Source organism: Shinella sp. CPCC 101442, from assembly GCF_024704725.1.
Taxonomy (GTDB): Bacteria; Pseudomonadota; Alphaproteobacteria; order Rhizobiales; family Rhizobiaceae; genus Shinella.
Genome location: NZ_JALIQS010000001.1, coordinates 749060 through 771008 on the forward strand (window position 1 = coordinate 749060; position 21949 = coordinate 771008).

General features: G+C 60.9%; 19 protein-coding genes. 4 read left to right on the forward strand and 15 right to left on the reverse strand.

Annotation, left to right across the window (positions count from 1 at the left end; genetic code table 11):
- The first annotated feature begins 81 nt into the window (after positions 1-81).
- Positions 82-843: a DeoR/GlpR family DNA-binding transcription regulator gene (locus MUO32_RS03415; RefSeq protein ID WP_257946823.1), complete on the forward strand. Its 762-nt coding sequence runs from the start codon at positions 82-84 to the stop codon at positions 841-843.
- Between the two features lie 71 nt (positions 844-914).
- Here MUO32_RS03415 and MUO32_RS03420 read toward each other — a convergent pair whose 3' ends face one another.
- The 8 genes from MUO32_RS03420 to MUO32_RS03455 all read right to left on the reverse strand — a co-directional run bounded on the left by MUO32_RS03420 (position 915) and on the right by MUO32_RS03455 (position 11315).
- The gene (locus MUO32_RS03420; protein ID WP_257947160.1) at positions 915-3125 is read right to left on the reverse strand and encodes a TonB-dependent siderophore receptor; all 2211 of its coding nucleotides are present in this window, start codon (positions 3123-3125) and stop codon (positions 915-917) included.
- A 157-nt stretch (positions 3126-3282) separates the two neighbouring features.
- On the reverse strand, positions 3283-4167 hold the full coding sequence (locus tag MUO32_RS03425; protein ID WP_257946824.1) for an AraC family transcriptional regulator: 885 nt from the start codon (positions 4165-4167) through the stop codon (positions 3283-3285).
- Between the two features lie 129 nt (positions 4168-4296).
- Entirely contained in the window at positions 4297-5802 is a 1506-nt protein-coding gene (locus MUO32_RS03430) for a tripartite tricarboxylate transporter permease (protein ID WP_257946825.1), read from the reverse strand.
- 10 nt (positions 5803-5812) lie between these two features.
- Positions 5813-6274 carry a tripartite tricarboxylate transporter TctB family protein gene (locus tag MUO32_RS03435; RefSeq protein ID WP_257946826.1) on the reverse strand — a complete coding sequence of 154 codons (462 nt, stop codon included), beginning with the start codon at positions 6272-6274 and terminating at the stop codon, positions 5813-5815.
- A 93-nt stretch (positions 6275-6367) separates the two neighbouring features.
- The gene (locus MUO32_RS03440) at positions 6368-7351 is read right to left on the reverse strand and encodes a tripartite tricarboxylate transporter substrate-binding protein (RefSeq protein ID WP_257946827.1); all 984 of its coding nucleotides are present in this window, start codon (positions 7349-7351) and stop codon (positions 6368-6370) included.
- Positions 7352-7550: 199 nt separating this feature from the next.
- The gene (locus tag MUO32_RS03445) at positions 7551-8906 is read right to left on the reverse strand and encodes a sigma-54 dependent transcriptional regulator (protein ID WP_257946828.1); all 1356 of its coding nucleotides are present in this window, start codon (positions 8904-8906) and stop codon (positions 7551-7553) included.
- On the reverse strand, positions 8903-10726 hold the full coding sequence (locus MUO32_RS03450) for a sensor histidine kinase (protein ID WP_257946829.1): 1824 nt from the start codon (positions 10724-10726) through the stop codon (positions 8903-8905). The genes MUO32_RS03445 and MUO32_RS03450 overlap by 4 nt, the downstream gene beginning before the upstream one ends.
- A gap of 88 nt (positions 10727-10814) precedes the next feature.
- A complete protein-coding gene (locus MUO32_RS03455; RefSeq protein ID WP_257946830.1) occupies positions 10815-11315 on the reverse strand; it encodes a heme-degrading domain-containing protein in 501 nt (166 codons plus the stop codon).
- 163 nt (positions 11316-11478) lie between these two features.
- On the opposite strand from MUO32_RS03455, the gene MUO32_RS03460 reads away from it, so the two are divergent.
- Entirely contained in the window at positions 11479-12060 is a 582-nt protein-coding gene (locus MUO32_RS03460; RefSeq protein WP_257946831.1) for a LysE family translocator, read from the forward strand.
- A 9-nt stretch (positions 12061-12069) separates the two neighbouring features.
- Here the strand turns inward: MUO32_RS03460 and MUO32_RS03465 are convergent, their stop codons facing one another.
- The 5 genes from MUO32_RS03465 to MUO32_RS03485 all read right to left on the reverse strand — a co-directional run bounded on the left by MUO32_RS03465 (position 12070) and on the right by MUO32_RS03485 (position 17012).
- Positions 12070-12363, reverse strand: a complete 294-nt coding sequence (locus MUO32_RS03465) for a DUF6074 family protein (protein ID WP_257946832.1) — start codon at positions 12361-12363, stop codon at positions 12070-12072.
- 91 nt (positions 12364-12454) lie between these two features.
- Entirely contained in the window at positions 12455-13777 is a 1323-nt protein-coding gene (gene repC / locus MUO32_RS03470; protein WP_257946833.1) for a plasmid replication protein RepC, read from the reverse strand.
- A 157-nt stretch (positions 13778-13934) separates the two neighbouring features.
- The gene (repB, locus tag MUO32_RS03475) at positions 13935-14963 is read right to left on the reverse strand and encodes a plasmid partitioning protein RepB (RefSeq protein WP_257946834.1); all 1029 of its coding nucleotides are present in this window, start codon (positions 14961-14963) and stop codon (positions 13935-13937) included.
- Between the two features lies 1 nt (position 14964).
- On the reverse strand, positions 14965-16173 hold the full coding sequence (repA, locus tag MUO32_RS03480; RefSeq protein WP_257946835.1) for a plasmid partitioning protein RepA: 1209 nt from the start codon (positions 16171-16173) through the stop codon (positions 14965-14967).
- A 278-nt stretch (positions 16174-16451) separates the two neighbouring features.
- Positions 16452-17012, reverse strand: a complete 561-nt coding sequence (locus MUO32_RS03485; RefSeq protein WP_257946836.1) for a DUF2585 domain-containing protein — start codon at positions 17010-17012, stop codon at positions 16452-16454.
- Between the two features lie 115 nt (positions 17013-17127).
- Here MUO32_RS03485 and MUO32_RS03490 point away from each other — a divergent pair, with 115 nt between their 5' ends.
- Together MUO32_RS03490 and maiA are read left to right on the forward strand one after the other, a co-directional pair.
- Positions 17128-18144 carry a fumarylacetoacetate hydrolase family protein gene (locus MUO32_RS03490; RefSeq protein WP_257946837.1) on the forward strand — a complete coding sequence of 339 codons (1017 nt, stop codon included), beginning with the start codon at positions 17128-17130 and terminating at the stop codon, positions 18142-18144.
- Positions 18145-18148: 4 nt separating this feature from the next.
- On the forward strand, positions 18149-18793 hold the full coding sequence (gene maiA, locus MUO32_RS03495; protein ID WP_257946838.1) for a maleylacetoacetate isomerase: 645 nt from the start codon (positions 18149-18151) through the stop codon (positions 18791-18793).
- Positions 18794-18914: 121 nt separating this feature from the next.
- On the opposite strand, the gene MUO32_RS03500 is transcribed toward maiA, so the two are convergent.
- Complete coding sequence (locus MUO32_RS03500; protein ID WP_257946839.1) at positions 18915-20396, reverse strand: NAD-dependent succinate-semialdehyde dehydrogenase; 1482 nt, start codon at positions 20394-20396, stop codon at positions 18915-18917.
- Positions 20397-20491: 95 nt separating this feature from the next.
- A complete protein-coding gene (locus MUO32_RS03505; protein ID WP_257946840.1) occupies positions 20492-21769 on the reverse strand; it encodes a 4-aminobutyrate--2-oxoglutarate transaminase in 1278 nt (425 codons plus the stop codon).
- Between the last annotated feature and the right edge of the window lie 180 nt (positions 21770-21949).

The following is a 21949-nucleotide window of genomic DNA, read 5'->3' on the forward strand; positions in this document are numbered from 1 at the left end:
TTGTGACCGATTTTGCGGCTTTCTTGCCAGATGGCTTCGAGAAGATTATGAAGGGAACAACGTCGCCGCGGACCAAAAGACATGAACCATTCCAAGCGCCATAACGACATCCTCCGGCTTCTCCAGCAGGACGGCACGGTGACGATCGCCGATCTCGCCAAAAAACTCGACGTTTCGCTCGAAACCGTGCGGCGGGACATCAAACCGCTGACGACAAACGGCGCAGTGGTGAAGATGCACGGCGCCGTGGCGCTGCCCTCCATACTCGGTGAAGCACCATTCGAAAAACGCATGCGCGAAAATAGCGATGCGAAGAAGGCGATCGCCATCGCGGTCGCCGCGACGATCCGCGACGGCGATTCAATCATGCTCGATACGGGAACCACGACGAGTTATCTCGCCCGCGAGCTGCTCGGCCACAGGCGACTGACGGTCGTGACCAATTCCTCCGACATCGCCCGCACGCTTTCGACGGTCAACGACAATCGCGTCTATATGGCGGGCGGCGAGTTGCGCAGCGACAATGGCGCGGCCTTCGGCATTTCGGCCATCGAGTTCATCAGCCATTTCACAGTCGGCCACGCCGTCATATCGACGGGCGCGATCGACGCCACGATCGGCATCATGGACTATGATCTGGAGGAAGCCGAATTCGCCCGCGCCGTGGTGGCGCAGGGCCGCCGCGCCGTCGTTATTACCGACCATACGAAGTTCGGCCGGCAGGGCCTGGTGCGCGTCTGCGACTTTGCAGCCCTCACCGACCTCTTCACCGACAAGGCCCCGCCGCGCGATGTCGCAACGGCCCTCAAGACCGCCGGCGTGACCATTACCCTCACCCACTAAGTTGCCTGCAGTAAACTAAAAACCCGGCGATTGATTCGCCGGGTTTTGTCTTTCGGGACCGCTTCGATCTATCAGAACGAGGTGCTTGCCTTGAGCATGAACGTGCGGCCTGCGCCATAGCCGCAGCTCACTGCGCTTTGGCAGGACGCAACGTAACGCTTGTCGAACAGGTTCGACGCATTCAATGCCACCGACCAGTTATCCTTTTCGTAGCGGATGGCCGCGTCCACCAGCGTGGCGGACGGCACTCTCAACGTGTTGGCGTCATCTGCCCAGGACTTGCCCACATGGCGGACACCGGCAGCGACGCTCAAGCCGCTGAGGGCGTCGTTCTGGAACGAGTAGTCAAGCCAGAAGGATGCGGTGAGGTCGGGAACCTGCACCGGGGTGTTACCGACGAGTTCCGGCCGAAGGTCCTTGACGACCTTCATGTCGAGATAGGTAAAGGCGGCAATCGCCTTGAGACCTTCCGTCACATTCGCCTGGGCCGAGGCTTCGAACCCGCGAACATCCACTTCGCCGATAGCGTAGTATCGCGTCAGGAACCGCTTCCCGTCAAATTCAGACTTGACGACATTTTCCCGTGTTATGTCGAAATAGGCAGCGGTGAAAATCGCGTCCATGAAGTCCGGCTGGTACTTCACGCCGGCTTCCCACTGCCTGCCCACATCCGGGTCTGGCAATCCATTGTCCGGATCGACAGACGTCGCCGGGTTGAAGGACGTCGAATAGCTTACATACGGCGTCAGGCCGTTGGAAAATTCGTAGGCCAGCGCCGTGCGCCAGGTGAACTTGCCGTTGTCGGTATCGGTGGAGCCAAGCGCCGCCGCTGTGCGGTCGTCGATCTTCGTGGAGACGAAGTCGTAGCGCCCGTTCAGCGTCGCGATCCAGCCGCCGCCGAACTTGATCTGGTCCTGTGCATAGATACCGACCTGGTCCCGCTTGAATTCGTTATCCGCATAGGGGTCGAAAAGTCCGGGCAGGACAACATTACCGTAAACGGGATTTTGCGGATCGATGTCCAGATCCCCCGGGACAAATCCGCCGGTCGCCTGAACCTGGTCGATGTTGTAATGGCGGTAGTCCAGGCCGACGAGCAGGCTATGCTGAAGGGCGCCGGTGGCGAATTCACCCTCGAGCTGGTTGTCGACCGTCAACAGACCGACATCGGTGTCGTGCGCGAACCGATAGCGGGCAATCTTGGTCGGGTCGACCAAGGACGGACCGTTGGCATACAGCGCATCCTCGTGCAGCGAAACGTTCGCGTAACGAACGTTCTGACGGACCGTCCAGTTGTTGTCGAACGAGTGCTCAAACTCGTAGCCGATCATCGCCTGCTGGCGCTCGTAAGTATCGAAGTCCGGATCACCGTAGAAGAAATCACGCGGGATGCGCCCGAAATTCGGCGAGTCCACGACCGTCCCGACATAGGGCAGGAAACCGGTGCTCGTGTGCGTCAGGTCGATGTTCTGGTACGAACTGAGGATCGTCAGGCTGGTCGCATCATCCGGGCTCCAAGTCAGGCTCGGCGCGATCGTGCCGCGAAAATCCTTGGCGTGGTCCGTCTGCCAGCCGCCACCGGAAATCTTGCCGGTGACGCGATAGCTCATGACATCGCTGCTGCCGAGCTTGTCGCTGAAATCAAGGCCGAGATAGCCATTGCCGAAGCTGTTGATGCCGGTTTCCACATAACGAAGCGGCTCTTCGGTCGGCCGCTTGCTGATCATATTGACGAAACCGCCGGGATTGCCGCTGCCGTAAAGTACGGAGCTGGGTCCTTTGATGACTTCGATGCGCTCAAGGAAGAAGGGATCGACGAGGAAAGTGCCGAAGCCGGTCTGGAAAAGCGAAAGCCCGTCGAGAAAAACGCCGGTCTGCTCGGCCTGGAAGCCACGGATGAAGAACCAGTCCGTGTCAGCGTCGGTACCATAGGTAGATGTACTGACACCTGCGACGTAGCGCAGCGCCTCGTCTATCTTCTGCGGGCTCTGGTCGTCGATCTGCTCACGACCGACGACGGTGACCGACTGGGGCACCTCGGTCAGCGCAGTGGTCGATTTCATGCCGCTCCGCGTTGATTTCGCAACGATCCCCCGCACGGGCTCCACGCCCGTTTCTGCGGCACTCCCATTCGGATCGCCCTGTTCGACCCGGATCTCCTCAAGCCGGGTCGCACCATCGGCGTCCTGCGCAAAGGCCGAGGCCGATGCCAGCAAGGCAATTGCGGCCGTTCCGCAGGCCAAAGCCAGCCTCAGAGCATGCGTATTCTTCGTCGTCTTCATCATTGCGGGCACCCCACTCACGCCGTCCCCTCTCCGGGCCGGATACGATAAGATGAGTGATTAACTCAATTTTAAGGACCAGGATTGTCACATTCCGCGAAAATAGAACGTTCTTGGGCAATTTTCCGGGCGGCGAAGATTCGCTCGCAACCAGAGATCAGGCAGCATTCGCCTTCTGCCAATACGCCGGCGTCGTTCCGAAATTCTTCCGGAAAACCCGCGTGAAATGTGCCTGATCGGCAAAGCCGGTTTCGGCCGCGATTTCGGTCAGGGACTGCTCCCCCTTGAGAATCAAATGCTTGGCATGCCGAAGCCGCGCATTCACCTGCCACTGATGCGGAGCGATGCCCGTCGATGCCTTGAAGGCGTGACTGAAATGGGATTGCGACAGGCCCATGAGGCCGGCGATCTCTTCCAGCCGAATGTTGCGCAAGCAGTTTTCTTCAATGAAGTCCGTCGCGCGGCGCAGCTGCCAGGCGGCAAGCTTGCTGCGCTTGCGGCCGGGCGCCTTGGCAAGCTTCATCACATCGATGATCAGCGCCAGAGAGAGCCCGTCGCCATAGAGGTCATGCAACGGTTGCGGGTTGGTGCATTCGGCCGCGATCAACTGCGCGAGCGACAGGAGTTTGCTGTCGGCAAAGAAGAGTTGCGGCGTCACGAGGCGCTCGGGATCGAGGTCCTCGGCGAGCCGCCGGCTGATCGTTTCCACGTCGAAATGCAGGTCGAGATGGCGCAGGAACCGATGATCGGCTAGATCGGCCCAGAGCTCGAAGTCGGCAGGGATGAACGAAATCGGGCGGCTTGCCCAATCGCCGATGGTTTCCACGCCACCCGGCGAAAGCCGGGTGCGGGAGGCGCCCGGCCCTCGCTTGTCGAGGAGGATGAACAGCCGCGGATCCCGTCCGACATAGTAGCCGCCGGCATGCGGCGCGCATTCGACGTCCCAGACATCCGCCACGATACCGTTCCAGTGCCGCCGGTTCAGCCCGCCGACCACCGAAAATCCTTCGATCTTGTTTTGCATGCGCGGCTGGAACGTCATTGCGTCGCCCAATATTCCTTCACCTTTTTGTCAAGTTTTATCCCGACCGTCGCCGCATTGCAATATCGTCGCAAAGCAGAAGGGGCGGCCTGCTTGGCCGCCCCTTCCCGCCATCGCTTTGAACGATGCTCAATCTTCTTCCTGAAACACCTGTTCGCGCTTCTTCTTGACCGACGGCAGGAAGACGACGACGAGAACCGCGAGCGCGATAGCCAGCAGGATCGCGCTGATCGGTCGTGTCACGAACGTCGTCGGGTCCCCCCGCGACAGGATCATGGCACGCCGCAGGTTCTCCTCCAGCAGCGGGCCAAGCACGAAGCCGAGCAGCAGCGGCGCAGGCTCGCAGCGCAGTTTCACCAGCAGATAGCCGCCGAGACCGAACAGCGCGACCGCGTAGAGGTCGTAGACATTGGTGTTCACGCTGTAGACGCCGATGGAGCAGAACGCCATGATGATCGGGAAGAGCACATAATAGGGCACCGTCAGCAGCTTTACCCAGAGGCCGATCAACGGCAGGTTCAGCACCACGAGCATCAGGTTGCCGATCCACATGGAGGCGATGATGCCCCAGAACAGGGTCGGCTGTTCGGTCGCGACGTTCGGGCCGGGCACGATGCCCTGAATGATCATTGCGCCGACCATCAGCGCCATCACCGGGTTTGCGGGAATTCCAAGTGTTAACAATGGGATAAAGGATGTCTGCGCACCGGCATTGTTGGCCGATTCCGGGCCTGCAACGCCGGCAATGGCACCATGACCGAACTCTTCCGGATGGTCCGAGACGCGTTTTTCCACCGTGTAGGAGGCGAAGGCGGCGAGAATGGCCCCTCCCCCCGGCAAGATACCGAGTGCCGAACCGATGACCGTTCCGCGCAGAACCGGGGCGGCCATACGCTTGAAATCGTCTTTGGTGGGCCAAAGCCCGGACACCTTGGCCATCAACACGGTGCGGTTCTTTTCGCCTTCGAGATTGCGCAGGATTTCCGCGATGCCGAAGACGCCCACTGCAACGGCGACGAAATTGAGACCGTCGGCATATTCCCGGATGCCCAGGGTAAACCGCGGCGTCCCCGTATAGATATCCGTGCCGACAAGGCCGAGCAGCAGGCCCAGCGCGACCATGGCGAGCGCCTTGACGATGGAGCCGTGAGCAAGCGCGATCGAAGAAACGAGGCCAACGACCATCAGCGAAAAATACTCCGCCGCACCGAACTTCAGCGCGATGGCCGTCAGGGGGAGGGCGAAGATCGCGACGAGGAACGTGGAGACCGTGCCGGCGAAGAACGAACCCAGCGCGGCAATGGACAGCGCGGCGCCCGCCCTGCCCTTGCGCGCCATCTGGTAGCCGTCGATGGCGGTCACGGCAGACGAGGACTCGCCCGGCATATTGATCAGGATCGCAGTGGTGGAACCACCGTACTGCGCACCGTAATAGATGCCCGCAAGCATGATCAGCGAGGATACCGGCTCCAACTGGAAGGTGATGGGCAGGAGCATGGCGATCGTCGCCGTGGCGCCGATGCCGGGCAGCACGCCGATCAACGTACCGAGAAGGACACCGATCAGGCAAAACGCGAGGTTCGCGGGGGAGGCGGCCGTGGAAAAACCAAGCGCCAGATTGTTGATAAGATCCATGTCAGGCCTCCTAGAGCCGTGTCCAGGGGCCGAACCGCTCGAACGGCAGACCGAGGGCGTAGCTGAACACCGCTACCGAGAAGAGCGTGATGGCGGCCGCGAGAACCACCGCCATGCCGGGCTTCATGCGGCTGGAAGCGAAAGCAGCAATGAGTGCCGCGAAGAACAGCGAAGGCACGAAGCCGAGACCGCGCACCGTCAACCCGAAAAAGACCGGAGCCGGCAGAATGAAAAGCATGCCGCGCAACGCAATCGGCCCGATCGGCTCGCCCTGAACCCGCGTTGACTGCACCAGGACGACAACGCCGAGAAGGGTGAGAATGACCGCCAGAACAAGCGGAAAATAGCCGGGGCCCATACGCAACGCCGTGCCCAGCTCCAGTGTAAAGCATTGATAAATAAAGAAGCTGCCAAGGGCGATAAAGGTCAGGCCGCATATCGCATTGATACTGTCGAACTGCAGGTTTTTCATGAAATCCCCTCCTCCGTGATCGCGGAAAGATCGCGCGCCGTCAGGAATCGCAACGGCGTTTACCGCCGTCACGATTCCATTTCGCAAACAGGATCAGTCGGCGTACTGGCCCGCCGCCTCGATGACGAGCTTCCAGCGAGCGATTTCGCTCTCCAGCTTGGCCTTCAATCCAGCCGGCGTGGCGTCGGCGTCGGAGGAGGGGGCCGTGCCCAATTCGGCAAAACGGGCGACGACATTCGGGTCCTTCAGCGCTAGCTGCAGGGACTTCGAGAGCCTATCCGTCACCTCCGCGGGCGTGCCCTTCGGCGCGTAGATGCCGTGCCAGATACCGACCTGGAAGCCCGGCAGTCCGCCTTCTTCCGCCGTCGGCACATCGGGTAGATTACCCAGCCGGGCGGGGGAGGTCACGGCATAGGCCTTGATGGTGCCGCCCTGGATCTGCTTCGTGGTGTTGGTGGTCTGGTCGCACATCACATCGACCTGGCCGCCGAGCAGATCGGTCATGGCAGGGCCAGTGCCCTTGTAGGGAACGGTGGTAAACTGTGTTTGAAGCGCACTCATCAGCATCATGCCGCACAGATGCGACGCTGCGCCAATGCCGGCATTGGCAACCGTCACTGTGTCCTTGTTCGCCTTCATGTACTCGACCAAACCCTTGAGGTCGGTCGCCTCCAGGTCCTTGCGAGCGACGATGGTCATGGGAACGTCGGTGACGAGACCGACATATTCGAAAGCATTCAGGGTTTCGTAGGCGAGCTTGCGATACAGCGTGGCGCTGGTTGCCATGCCAATGTGGTGCAAGAGAAGCGTATAACCGTCAGGGTCCGCGCTCGCGACACGCCCTGCGCCGAGCGTTCCGCCCGCGCCGCCGACATTCTCCACCACGATCTGCTGGCCAAGGTCCTTCGACATGGCCTCGGCAACGAGGCGTGTGACCGTGTCGGTGGGGCCGCCGGCGGAGAAGGGCACGACCATGGTGATCGTGCGTTCCGGATAGGTTTGTCCGAACGCGGCCGTCGCGAGCAGGCTGGTTGCAAGAACAGCGGACAGGCCGAACAGGGCTTTCAAGGTCTTCATCAAATCCTCCCGAGATGAAATGACCAGCCGATGCAGCTCCTCCCGCACCGATTCTGGTTGTCCCGAGAGTGAAGCAACACGCGCCTGGAACAAGCCAACCGAGGGGTTGACGGCCAGTTTACGGCGGTAAACCTAGGCAGAATGGGTGTCTTCGGGGACAATGGAGGCTATCCATGGGTGGAAATCCACCCAATCACCGTCAGGCGTCGTCCTGAAAGGCGTCGGACCCGGCATATTTGTCCAGCCCGTATTTCTGCATCTTCTCGTAAAGCGTCTTTCGCGACACGCCGAGCTGTTCGTAAACCGGTTTGAGGCTTCCGCCATGTGCGGCCAGCGCACTGGCGATCAACCCGCGTTCGTACGATGCGACCCTGTCTGCGAGACGCTGCGGCCCCGCATCGGGCTGGTTTTCCTCCGGCGTCGCGGGGAGGCCGAGCACCAGGCGGTCGGCGGCATTGCGTAACTCCCGGACGTTACCGGGCCAGCCGCGCGCGGCAATCTCGGTCAACAGCTCCGGCGCGACGTCGATATCGCTGCGCATATAACGTGCCGCGGCTTCGCGCACGAGCTGAAGGAAGAGGAGGGGGATATCGGCCAGACGTTGCGACAGAGCCGGCACATGGAGGGTCGCGACATTCAGGCGATAGAATAGGTCGGCACGAAAGCGACCGGCGGCGACCTCCGCATCAAGGTCAACCTTGCTGGTGGCAATAAAACGCACGTCGAGCGGGACCGGCTCGTTCGAACCCAGGCGCGTGATGACGCGTTCCTGCAGCACGCGGAGGAATTTTGCCTGCAAATCGAAGGGCATAGAGCCTATTTCATCGAGCAGAATCGTGCCGCCCCGGCCATGTTCGAACTTACCGTAGCGAGGACGAACGGCACCCGGAAAGGCGCCAGCCTCATGGCCGAACAATTCGCTCTCGATAAGATTGTCGGGTAGGGCCGCACAGTTGATCGCAATGAACGGCCGGCCGGCGCGGCCGCTGATGTCGTGCAACGCCCGGGCCACGACTTCTTTCCCGACACCTGTCTCACCGATGATCAAGGTGTCCGCGTCGGTCGCGCCGATAGCCCGGAGCCTGTAGCGCAGATCGACCATGATCTGGGTGCGGCCGGGCAGGCGCGCCTCGATATCATCGCGCTTTCCGGCGACGGCGCGCAGACGGCGGTTCTCCAGAACGAGGCTGCGCCGGTCCATCGCGCGTCGAATGACGACAGCCAGATGCTGGGCGGCAAACGGCTTTTCAACGAAGTCATAGACGCCGGCGCGCATGGCGCTGACCGCGAGCTGCACGTCCGCGTGTCCCGTCACCAGAATGACCGGCACTTCCGGATCGACCTCGCGGACACGCTGGAGCAGCGTCATGCCATCCATGCCGGGCATGCGGATATCGCTGACCACGACACCATCGAAAGAATAGCCGACACGCTCCAGAACCGGTTCGGCTGCCGAAAACGTCTCGACCACGAAGTCGAAGAGTTCCAAAGCCTGGGCAGACGAGCGGCGCATCTCTTCATCGTCGTCGATCAAGAGGACATGGGGGCCCTTCATTCCGCCGCCTCGCGAGCGATACCGGCCGGGGCGAGCACCACGCGGAAGACCGCACCGCCGTCCGGATGGTTGGTGACCGCCAGATCGCCGCCGAAGTCTTTGATAATATTGTAGGAAATAGAGAGCCCCAGGCCTAGCCCCTTGCCCACGCCCTTCGTGGTGAAGAAGGGATCGAAGATCCGCTCGGCTATAGCCGCCGGCACGCCCGGTCCATGATCCCGCACTGTAATGACAATGCGCCCGTCAACCTGGTCGGCCGAAAGCACGATGTCCCTGTTCTCCAACCCCTCGACTGCGTCCGCCGCGTTGCTGATGATGTTGACCAGAACTTGTTGCAACCGCACCGGCCCCGCCAGCACCGCTAATCCTTGTTTCTCTACGTGAAGCTTCAGCTGCGCATCAGCCGCCTTGAGCCTGGGCGTAACGATTTCAAGCGTGTCCGCAATGACGTCGGAGAGTAGAACCGAACCGAGTTTTTCATTGGGCTTGCGGGCGAAATTACGTAAGTGCCGACTTATAGAAGCCATTCGATCGATCAGGCTGGAAATACGCCGCACATTATCCTGCGCCTCCGGCACACGGCCTCGGTCGATCAACAGAGCGGCGCTATCCGCATAAGTCTTTGCCGCGGCGAGAGGCTGATTGAATTCATGCGAGAGCGCGGCCGACATCTGGCCCAGCCCAGCGAGTTTTCCGGCCTGAATCAAATCGGCCTGGGTTTTGCGCAGTTCCTGCTCGGTCAAACGGCGCTCCGCGATTTCCAGTTCTATCTGTTCGTTGACCCGTGCCAGATCGGCGGTGCGTTCCTCGACCCGTCGCTCGAGTTCGTTTTGGGTTTCCTCCTGCAGGCGCAAGCGTTCGACCACTCGGGCGCGGCGCTGCCAAAGCACGGCGCCACCAAGTCCGGTCAGGCAAATGAAAAGCAAAACGGCAATCAAGGTCGTGCGCGCTTGTGTTCGCACCGACGCCGTATCGAGAAGGACGTTCACCGTCCAATCCGCTTCAGGCATGTAGTGAGAAAGTCGCAGATATTCCCGGCTTACCCCGTCGGAGGCAATGCGCATCAGATGTTGACCGTGGTAAACCGTTTCGGTCACGGGGAGGGGGCGTAGCTGCGCCTCGGCGTATCGGCGGGAGGCCTGCGTGCGTGCGAGGCGAGATGCATCCAAAGGTAGAACGCCGGTATAGAGCCATTCCGGGCTCCCCGTCATGAAGATGATCCCCTCGGGGTCGGCGACGAAGATCTTGTATTCACCACCCCGCCAGGATGTTTCGATGGAATCGATATCCACCTTGAAGACGATGACGCCGAGGATCTTTCCGCCAACCTCCACGGGCGAGGAGAAATAGTAGCCTCGCTTCAGTGACGTGGTTCCGAGCGCAAAGAAGCGAGCCTGCCGTCCCTTGATCGCATCCTGGAAGTAGGGACGATAGTGAAAGTTCTGCCCGACGAAGGTCGCCGGCCTGTCATAGTTGCTGGCCGCTATCGTATTGCCGTCAGGCGTCATCACATAGATATCCGACGACTCCAGCAATCCATTGATTTCCTTCAGGTAATCATTTGCCACTCGGCGAAGGACCGGATCGCCAGGCTTTTGAAGAAGCGCTTCGATATCGTCATGGTCGGCGATCAATGCGGGCAGCGGTTCGTATCGGCTGAGATGACCGCCGAGCGCTGCGACAGCGAGGCGCAGAGCGGAGCCGGCCTGCAACGACGCTTCATCCATGTAACTGCGCGTCATCAGCGTTCCGCCTTGCAGGATCGCAAGGACGATGGCGATCGGCAAGATCGCGAACGCCAGGGCATGACGCACTTTCACGGAATGGGGGCTCCTCTCCTCCACCGGCCGAAACACTCCGGCCGGCCCATCCTACGCAGCCCTTTACCCCATTTCTAGAGGGGAGGGGTCAGTCCGGCAGGCGGCTGTCCCCGAGGTCCACCTTGAGGAAGGCGGCGATCGCATCTGTCACGATCGCATGGTCCGTCCGCTGCGGCACGCCGGAAACAGTCACCGCGCCAACACATCCGAGATCAGCGACGAAAAGCGGGAAGCTACCGCCGTGCACGGCAAAGTCTGATAGCGGGAGATTGTGCGCCTCTTCCTGGTCGCGACCCGTTAGTGCGAGACGGCGACCGACCAGATAAGACGAATGCCAAAGCCGCAGCACCGTATTTCGCTTGCGGCGAATCCACTCGACATTGTCAGTGGAAGTGCCCGGAAGAACACAATGGAAGAGGAGCCGATCGCGCAGGGAAATGTCGATCGCGACGCCCGCGCCAATGGCAAGCGCCGTTTCCCGCACATGGTTGCCGAGGACCCAGGCATCGTCCGGGCTGAGCCGGGTAAAACGCAGGAGCCGTTCCTGCTCTTCAAGTCGGCGAATATCGTCCTCGATCATATCGGTCATCGTGTTCCCTCTGCAAAAATGCCCTTCTGTTCCTAGCGGGACATATGGATGAGGGAAAGGGTGATCTTGCGAGCAGTTGAACCTCTTGACGGAGATCAAGGTTGCTCTACAGGAGGAGACATAGGAAGGGGAACGGCGATCGCGCCTTTCGTAGGAACCACCAATGCCGGACAGCCTGTTCATCTTCGCCATCCTCGCTTTGCTCCTGACACCAGGCCCGACCAACACCCTGCTGACAGTGGGCGCGGCCGCAAACGGTTTTCGTAAAAGCCTGCCGTTGCTTCTTGGCGAATTGTTCGGCTATCTCGCCGTGGTCCTACCCCTGGCCACGGTCGCCGCCGCCCTTTTTGAGGGCCGCCCCACGCTGGCCGCCGCGCTGCGCATCCTCGCGTCGTGCTGGGTTCTTCTTCTCGCCGTTCGGCTATGGCGTGTTTCCGCAAAGCAGGAAGGGGAGGGGACTGCGAAGCCTGTGACCGTCAGTCAGGTTTTTCTGACCACGACGCTCAATCCGAAAGCGCCGATTATCGGGCTCGTCATCATGCCGCATGGTCCACTGTTGGAGATAGCACCGGCGCTCGGGCTTTTTTGTCTGCTTGTCGCGGCGGCAGGAACGAGCTTTCTCGCGCTCGGCAGCCTGGTCGGCCAAGCTCCGATCGTGCAGCCCCGGCTGGTCTACCGGATTGCGGCCGTTTTTCTGGTCATCTTTTCGCTCGGCCTTGCGACGAGCGCAACAGGCCTTATCTGATCCTGGCGATCAAACATCTTCCGCATGGTGCATACGGAAGAGCTCCTGCTGCACTTCGTCCTGAAAAGCGAACACCGCGGCGCGGGCGCTATCGTCGCTCGATCCGAGCTTGCGCATTTCGTCTGCCAGCTCGCGGCAGACCTTTCGCCAATAAAGCCGCGCATCCTCGCCCTGCAAGCCATCGAGCTCGCCGGCGCAATGACGAATTTTTGCCGTGCGGCGCTCAGCGGGGAAGGGGACAACCGGCCCCGTATCAACTGGAACAAAACGGCGGCGCATCTGAGCGGAGGCGTAGGGGGGCATTGATTCGAGCTTCCTTGTCTTCCCCCCATGATTACGGATTGCATGGTTAACATGCGGTTTCCAAAGCCGAATTCACTGTGCCGATTTGTGATCATCCCGCACGTTTGGCAGGCGTGCCGTTCGCCCGCGCGAGCGCCATCAGCATCGGACCGAGCGTGAATTCACCGCGTTCCGCGCGTCGGCTGAGATCCCGCAGATAGCCGCCCGCCGAATTGATGTGCCCCGAACGCTCCAGAATGCAGGCGATCACGGTCGCCGCATTTTCCGGCCCAAGCACTGCGCAGGCATCCTCATACGCAGACGGGCTGATCGCCAGCATCGAGCGAACCACGACGGCCGCCGTCATCAGATCCCGCCAGCTAGAGATCGTCCCGCCAGGACCAAACGGAATAATTTCCGGGCAGGCCTGCAAAACAAGGGGGAGGGGATAGGGTTTCAGCGGGTCCGCCCCGGGCGTTGGGGCGCGCTGATGTCTGTCCGTCCTCGCGCTGCCAACGCCAAGCACCGGTTCACCGGCATCTCCGGATTTCGCTTCCGCTGTGGTATCAGCCGTCGCCAGCGTCTCCGATTGGAATTCAGCCTTTCCGCCCTGCTTCTTTTCGAAGCGAGGTTCAAAGTCAGAGGTGGATTCGGGTTTTGAATTCTGTTTGTGCCGCTCAGTTTGGCCGGGATAGCCAGCCGGATTATGTAAAATAATCTGATGTTCCATGCACTTGAGTATCTCCGACCGCAAGTCTTCGAGCGCTGAGAGGATCGGCGTCAGGATTTCTGGCGTTGCCACTCGCGGCAGGCCGAGTATCTGCACACGATATTCGGCTTCAAACTGCATCCAGTCACCGGAAAGGCCGTCTTCCAATGCGGTTTCTATCAGTTTGACGATGTCACGGCGAACAAGCGTGATGCGTTCGCGAAGACGTTGCAGCAGCAGTCGTTCGGCAGTAACTGCTGCCGCAAGCTGTTCGATCTCCCCTGCCCGCGCGAGGAGGGGGGTCAGCGAAAAGCCGAAAGCTTCCCCGATCTCCCCTCCCCTGTCGCGGCGGACATATCGTTTGCCGTTGGGGCTGTCGCGTCGCGTCAGGAGACCGGCCTCGACCAGTGCGGCGAGATGCCGGCGTAGCGTCGTTTCCGCCATGCCATGCGTACGCAGGGAAAGCTGCATATTGGAAGGGAAGACGACCAGGCTGTCGCTGCCCGAAAGCTCCGTCTTCGGATAGAAACTCATCAGCGCGTTCAGCACGGAGAGCGCCCGATCGCTGACACGCAGCTTAGGCCGGGCTTCACAGAGCCAGCGATAGAGCTTCCACTTGTCGATGCTCGCTTCCGGCGAGACCGTCTTGGCAATGGCCTGGCTTGCCAACATGCCAAGCGTCATCGCTCGCTGCCCGAAGGGCGTCGTTATACCGTCCGTTTCCATGTCTCTTCACCTTCAAAAAGGCAAAAGAGACCCCTTCATCGAAAGCCGATGCCAAAAACGCTTGACTGTGATTCGGGGAAGTGCGACTCTCAGGCTGCTAAACGATGAGAAGGGCTTCCGCGACGGTAACGTTGAGGGGGCCTTTTTCTTTTGCGGATCAATCTCCCGATTTCTGTTTCTTTTCAGCCCGGTACGCATCGTAGAGGCGATCCAGGTTCTGCGTGATATAGGCGCCGAAAGCCGCGGCTTCCGCAGCTTTCAGAGCAATCGTGTATTGGCGGCCATTGCCCTTGATGCTGGCGCGGATCGAGCCATCCTTGCGCTCCCACGCGGCGGGGGCGGGTTTGACGGCATTTGTCGGCGTTTCGGCCTTGGAGAGGTGACCGCTCACAAGATTGAAACGCTCCTCCGGCGCGCGAACCCTGATCCGCTCCCGCCCGAGGAATTCGACGGCCCTATCCTCATTGGCCGGCTCGTTGAAACGGGTCGCCAACTCGTGCCAACGATCGCGGCCGATGGCGAGCGCTGGGCCGATGCCGGTTCGCACCGCCTTCGGAATCCTGTTCACAACCGACAACATTTTTGAAACTGTCGTCTTGTCGATACTGAGTGCGGCCATGATCGTCTCACGATCAAAACCGCGACTTTCCAGTTCACCGGCAAAGGTCGCACGCTCCAGGAACGAGAGGTCTGCGCGGGCGCTGTTTTCCTGGCCCTGCGCGATAACGTGGTCGCGGTCGGTAAGGGCCTTGACTACCGCGCGCACCGGGCGGCCGAGCAGGCGCGCCGCCTTTGCGCGGCGATGGCCAAAGGCGATCTGATAGACGCCGTCCTTTGTCGGGTGCGGACGCACGAGGATCGGCGAGTCCTGGCCGCGCACACGCATTGCATCCACCAGCTCCTGAAACTGCTGGTCGGAATGAGCAAGGCGATCCGAAACGAAGGAATCCTCGATCTGATCTGGCTCAAGCTCGATGACGACCTCTCCGGCCGTCAGCTTTGCTTCGATCTCCTTGGCCGCATCCGCCTTCGCCGCAAGTGCATCGATGCTGCGCGTCACCGCGCCGAGTGCTCCGATGCCCTTGTAGGTGACATGCTGGCGTTGCTCTTCCGCCACCGGGTTTACCGGCGTCAACTTGTCGTTGGCAGGGGCCATCAGATTGGAAAGAACGTTCTTGCGCGCCATATCAACGCCCCCATGCCTTATGGATCAGTTCGACGAGCTCCGAATTGACCGCTTCCATGGACTCGAACGCGCGGTCATAGGTCGCGCGGGTGAACTGACTGCGGTCGACTTCGTAAAGCGTCTGGTTGGTCAGCGCGGCGTCGGCGATCGCGACGCTGCGCACCATCGGACTGGTCAGCACATGCTGCTTGAACATCGAGCGCATGAAGGCGACCATCTGGGTCTGCGGTCCGTCCGCCGGATCGTATCGGGTGACGAGGTAGCGCAGCCAATCCAGGTTCATGTTGCCACCCGCGCTCTTCAGCGTGTTCAACACCTCGCCGAGCATCTGCAGGAACTGGCACATCGACATGACGTCAAGCATCTGCGGATGCACGGTGATCAGCACCGCCGTCGCGCCGCAGATCGCGCTCATCGTCAAGAAACCGAGCTGCGGTGGGCAGTCGATGACCACTACGTCATAATCGTCGGCGACGGAGGACAGCGCCTCGTCGAGGCGGGCAAAGAAGATACGGCCATAATCGCCCCGGTTGCCCTGTGCCAGGACGCGCGGCGTATCGTGCTCGAACTCCATGAGTTCGAGATTGCCCGGCACGATATCGAGGCCTGGAAAATTCGTCTTGCGAATGATTTCCTTCAGCGGCCGGCGCTGGTCGTCGTAGCGGATGGCTGCGTAGAGCGTCTCGTTCTCGTTGACATCGAATTCCGGCTGGAAACCATGAATTGCCGAAAGACTGGCTTGTGGGTCGAGATCGACGGCGAGAACGCGGTGACCGGTGAGCGCGAGATGCTGCGCCAGATGCGCCGTCGTCGTGGTCTTGCCGGAACCGCCCTTGAAATTCACGACGGCCACGACCTGCAGATGCTCGCGGCCCTTTCGATGAGGAACGTAGCGCTGGCCACGGCTGTTCTGCTCCAGATACTTGCGCATCTCCTGGAGCTGGTCGGCGGAATAGGACCGGCGTCCGGACGGCGTTACCTGCGGCAGCGGCCCCTTGGATTCCAGGGAGAGATTGCGCAGATAGCCACTGGTGACGCCAAGGAAATGCGCCGCCTCGCTCAGCTGAAACTGGCGCAGGGTCTTTTGCGCAACGGGCGGAAACATTTCCAGCCGATGCTGCTTCAGCTTGTCCGACAGCTCGTGCGCCTGACCAATGATCAGTTGATCGACCTCGGAAATTGCCTGCCCGAACATTGCAGCCATATTCATGTCGCTAATCTCAAAATGCGTTTCAAAGCCTATTTGGCAATTTAAATCGCATTTAGAACCGATTCGGAAGGAAGGGCAAGGCTAGCGGCGCGGATGTACAGCACGGGAAAGCCGTGGCGCATCAATAATTTGCAGCCTGGCGTATTGACGCCCGACCGCCAATGGGCGTCCCGCGATTCGTTCGGGCGAATACGGGAAGTGGGGCCGTCCATACCGGCTCTCTCTTTCGTGATTCGCTATTGTCTCGCGCGCGACGGTGCGTCGCGCATCAAATAGGCTCAGCCACCCTGCCAGGTTTTCACCGCTTCCAGCGGCCAGACGAGCATCAGGACATTCAGCGTCAGGCCGTCGCGGATCAGATAGGTGGTTGTGGCTTCGAAGATCACGATGATAGCAACGCTTGCCCAGACCGGCAGGCGAGACGCCAGGAAGAAGCCGACGACCATCGCGAGGATGTCGGCGCTCGAGTTGATGACGCTGTCACCGAAATAGTCGAGCGAGATGGTCGACTCTCGGTAGCGATTGATGATCATGTCGGTGTTTTCGAGGATCTCCCACGCGCATTCGACGATCAGCGATAGCGTAAGACGCACGTTTATGCTCGCCTTGGGCAGGATCAACGTGAAGAAGCCGAAAAACAGGATGCCGTGAATGATGTGGCTCGGCGTGTACCAATCGGACAGGTGCTGCGAGTTTTCCGAAGAAATAACGACGCCATGCCAGAGTTTGACATATCCGCACTTGCAGATGAGCGGCTGACCCATCGTATAAAGGATGGCGGCCGTCGCGGCGATGAAGGCTACGACGATCAGCAGGGAATTTCGAGCCGTGCGGTTCACGCGGGATTTCCTTGAAGAATGCGATGCGCCGCGGGGAGCGGCGCACGAGGGTGGAGGCAGGTAGCCGGAAGATGACACGATCCGACGGCTGCAAACAAGATCGGGAGAGACACGCATGAAACTTGCGACGCTGAAGAATTCCACCCGTGACGGCCGGCTGGTCGTCGTTTCGCGCGACCTGACGCGCTGCTCGGAAGTGGGCCACATTGCCCGCACCCTGCAAAACGCATTGGATGACTGGGAGCATGTTGCGCCGCGGCTGGAGCGCGTCGCCGAGGGGCTCGAAACCGGCGCACAGCCGACCGCACGCTTTCACGAGCACGACGCGACCTCCCCGCTGCCGCGTGCTTATGCTTGGGCGGATGGTTCTGCCTATGTCAATCACGTCGAACTGGTGCGCAAGGCCCGCAATGCCGACATGCCGGAGAGCTTCTGGACCGACCCCTTGATGTACCAGGGTGGTTCCGACAGCTTTTTGGGACCACGCGATCCGATTGTCGCAGCCGATGAGACCTGGGGCATCGACATGGAGGCCGAGATCGCCGTCATCGTCGATGACGTGCCGATGGGCGCAAGTGTCGAGGAAGCGCGCGATGCCATCAAGCTCGTCATGCTGGTCAACGACGTGTCGCTGCGCGGCCTCATTCCTTCCGAACTCGCCAAGGGTTTCGGCTTCTTCCAGTCCAAACCGTCTTCGGCCTTCTCCCCGGTCGCCGTTTCGCCCGACGAATTGGGCGATGCCTGGAAGGATGGAAAGCTGCACCTGCCGCTTCTCGTCTCCCTGAACGGCAAGGCCTTCGGCCGAGCCGATGCCGGTATCGACATGACCTTCGATTTCGGCCAGCTCATCGCCCATGCGGCAAAAACCCGGCCGCTCGTCGCCGGCACGATCATCGGTTCCGGTACAGTCTCCAACAAGCTCGATGGCGGGGCCGGAAAGCCGGTTTCGGAGGGCGGCGCTGGGTATTCCTGCATTGCCGAACTCCGCACCATCGAAACGATTTCGACAGGTGCGCCCAAAACGCCCTTCATGAAATTCGGCGACATCGTGCGCATCGAGATGAAGGACAAGACCGGCCATTCGATCTTCGGCGCGATCGAGCAGACGGTCGAGAAATACGAAAAGGATTGAAGCCGTGAGCGATGACATCGTGCTTTTCGACTACTGGCGCTCGTCCGCAAGCTATCGCGTGCGCATCGCACTCGAAAGCCTCGGCCTTGCCTATCGTCGGGAATCCGTCGACCTGCTCGCGGGCGCCCAGCGTTCCGCAGACCACCGCGCCCGCAACCCGCAGGGCCTCGTGCCGGCGCTTGCAATCGACGGGCACATGTTGACGCAATCGCTTTCGATCATCGAATATCTAGCAGAAACGCGCCCTCAGGCGCGTTTCCTGCCCGCCGACCCGCTCGGACGGCAGCGCGTGCGTACACTTTCCTATGCCATCGCCATGGAAATCCACGCCGTCTGCAACACGGGCATCATCGGCCATGTCATGGAAATCACCGGGGGAGGAGACGAAGTCCGTATCGCCTGGATGAGGAAGTTCATCGGCGAGGGCCTTGCCGCTGTCGACGTGCTGCTGAGCGACCCGGCAACAGGCTTCTTCTGCCACGGGGATACCCCGTCCATGGCGGACTTCTGCCTCGCACCGCAGGTCTACAACGCAGAACGCTGGGGCGTCGATATCGCCGACCTCACGCAGGTAAGGCGTATCGCCGAAAATTGCCGCGCATTGCCGGCTTTCAAGGCAGCGCATCCGGAAGCGGTGAAAGGCGCCTGATCTTTCGGCGCGAGAGGTGGTCGACCGGCTTACCCCTCGTGAATGTAGAGCTGGTTTGCCAGGACGGATATTGATTCGCAGAAAGATCGCCCCGCACGAGACGGGGCGATCTTTTGGTTCATCAGGCGACGTCGCCCATGCAGACGTATTTCAGCTCCAGATAGTCGTCCGCGCCATGCGCCGAGCCTTCGCGACCGAGACCGGACTGCTTGATGCCGCCGAAAGGAGCGGCTTCGGAGGAGATGAGGCCTGTATTGACACCGACCATGCCGTATTCCAGCGCTTCCGTGACTTTCCAGACCTTCTTCAGGTCGCCGGCGAAGAAGTAGGCGGCAAGGCCGAATTCGGTGTCGTTGGCCTGCTCGATGACATCCTCGACCGTGTCGAAGCGGAAGAGCGGGGCGACGGGACCGAAGGTTTCTTCCCGGGCAACCGTCATGCCACGGGCAACGCCCTTCAACACCGTCGGCTCGAAGAAAGTGCCGTTGCCGGCGATCCGCTTGCCGCCAGCAACGACGGTGGCGCCCTTGGAAACCGCATCGGCGATATGAGCCTCGACCTTGTCGATGGCCGCTTCCTCGATCAGCGGGCCGATGGTTACGCCCTTGTCAAAACCGTTGCCGACAGAAAGCTCGGCGACCTTCTTCGCCAGCTTCTCGGCGAAGGCGTCATAGACATTCGACTGGACGTAGATACGGTTGGCGCAGACGCAGGTCTGGCCCGCATTGCGGTACTTCGACACCATCGCGCCTTCGACGGCCGCGTCGAGATTGGCGTCGTCGAACACGATGAAGGGTGCGTTGCCACCGAGCTCCAGGCTCACCTTCTTGATCTGGTCGGAGCACTGGCGCATCAGGATGCGACCGACTTCCGTCGAACCCGTGAAGGAGATTTTCCGGACTTTCGGGTTGAAGCAGAGTTCCTTGCCGATCGCCGGGCCGTCTGTGCCGAGGATCACGTTGAAGACACCGGCCGGAATGCCGGCCTTTTCCGCCAGCACGGCAAGGGCGATTGCCGAAAGCGGCGTCTGCTCGGCGGGCTTGGAGACCACCGTGCAGCCGACGGCGAGCGCCGGAGCAATCTTGCGGGCGATCATCGCGGCCGGAAAGTTCCACGGCGTGATCGTGCCGACGACGCCGACCGGCTGCTTGATGACGAGCATGCGCTTGTCGACGGACGGGGCAGGGATCGTCTCGCCGTTGATGCGCTTGGCTTCCTCCGCATACCATTCGACATAGGAGGCGGCGTAGAGGATTTCACCCCTGGCTTCCGGCAGGGGCTTGCCCATTTCGGCAGTCAGGATGGCGGCGAGTTCGTCGGCATTGGCGATGATCAGGTCGTGCCACTTGCGCAGCAGCACGCTGCGGTCCTTGGCCGGGCGGGCGGCCCAGACGGCCTGCGCCTTGTAGGCGGCGTCGATCGCAGCAGCCGTCTCGGTCGCACCCATTTCCGGCAGGGTCGCAAGCTTTTCGCCGGTCGCGGGGTTGAAGACGTCGAAGGTCTCGGCGCCGTTGCCGCCGATCCAGTTGCCATTGACATAGCCTGCATCGCGCAGGAATTCGGTCGACTTCAGGTGCCGGGTGAGAGCATCGTAGAAGGCCATGATTTCGTTCCTTTCGGCAATGAAAAGGCATTCACCCGGAGCATATGCTCCGGGTGCCGCCTTGGGAGATGTTGTTTGGGCGGTTGCGCCGCCGATCAGGCGGCGCGGGCTTCGATCATCGCAGCTTCGAGGATGTCGAGCGCCTCGGCGAAAACCTCGTCCTGGATGGTGATCGGTGCGAGGAAGCGAATGACGTTGCCATGCACGCCGCAGGTGAGCAGGATCAGCCCCTTTTCGAGGGCTTTCAGGCGCACCTTGTTGGCGAATTCGGCGCTCGGCTGCTTCGTCGCGACGTCGTTGAACTCGACGGCATTCATGAAGCCCGGACCACGGATATCGACGATCTCGGGGATCTTGTCCTGCAGGGAGGCGAGACGCTGCTTGAGGCGCGCACCGAGATTTTCGGCGCGGTTGCAGAGATCCTCATCCTTGATGACGTCGAGAACGGCATGGGCCGCCGCGACACCGATCGGGCTGCCAGCATAGGTGCCGCCGAGGCCACCGGGGCCGGGTGCATCCATGATTTCGGCGCGGCCGGTGACGGCGGCGATCGGGAAGCCGCCGCCAAGGCCCTTGGCCATCGTCATCAGGTCAGCTGCGATGCCGTAGTGTTCCATGGCGAAGAGCTTGCCGGTACGGGCAAAGCCGGTCTGCACTTCATCAGCGATGAGCAGGATACCGTGCTGGTCGCAGATTTCGCGCAGCGCCTTCATGAAGCTGACCGGTACCGGATAGAAGCCGCCTTCGCCCTGGACCGGCTCGACGATGATCGCGGCGACGCGGTTCGGGTCGACGTCAGCGGCAAACAGCTTCTTCAGAACGGAAAGCGACTGCTCGACCGTCGTGCCATGCATCTCGACCGGGAACGGCGCGTGATAGACATCGGCCGGCATGGCGCCGAAACCGACCTTGTAGGGTACGACCTTGCCGGTCAGTGCCATGCCCATGAAAGTGCGGCCGTGGAAGCTGCCGGTGAAGGCAATGACCGCCTGGCGGCCGGTGGCGGCGCGGGCGATCTTCACAGCGTTTTCAACGGCTTCGGCACCGGTCGTGACGAAGATCGTCTTCTTGGCGAAGTTGCCGGGCGTGATGGAGTTCAGGCGTTCGGCGAGCTCGACATAGTTTTCGTAGGGCACGACCTGGTGGCAGGTGTGCGTAAAGCGGTCGAGCTGGTTCTTGACGGCTTCGATAACACGCGGATGGCGGTGGCCGGTGTTGACCACGGCGATACCGGCGGCGAAATCGATGTAGCGGTTGCCTTCCTTGTCCCAGATTTCCGCATTCTCCGCGCGATCTGCATAGATCTGCGTGGTCATGCCGACGCCGCGCGAAATGGCGGCGTTCTTGCGATCGGTAAGGGTCGTGGCGGTCATGGCGCTATCCTGAATCTGGAGGCTTCGTTTCGTTCTGGTCTCACCGCGATTCCGAGCGCAAAACCGCTTCGCACTTTTGCTGAAATCGCTTTAACTTACATTTTTTCTGCAAGTATCAAGTGGAATTCCTACATTTTTTCTGCAAGAATGCAACCGGCATTTTACGCGGACAATGCGACG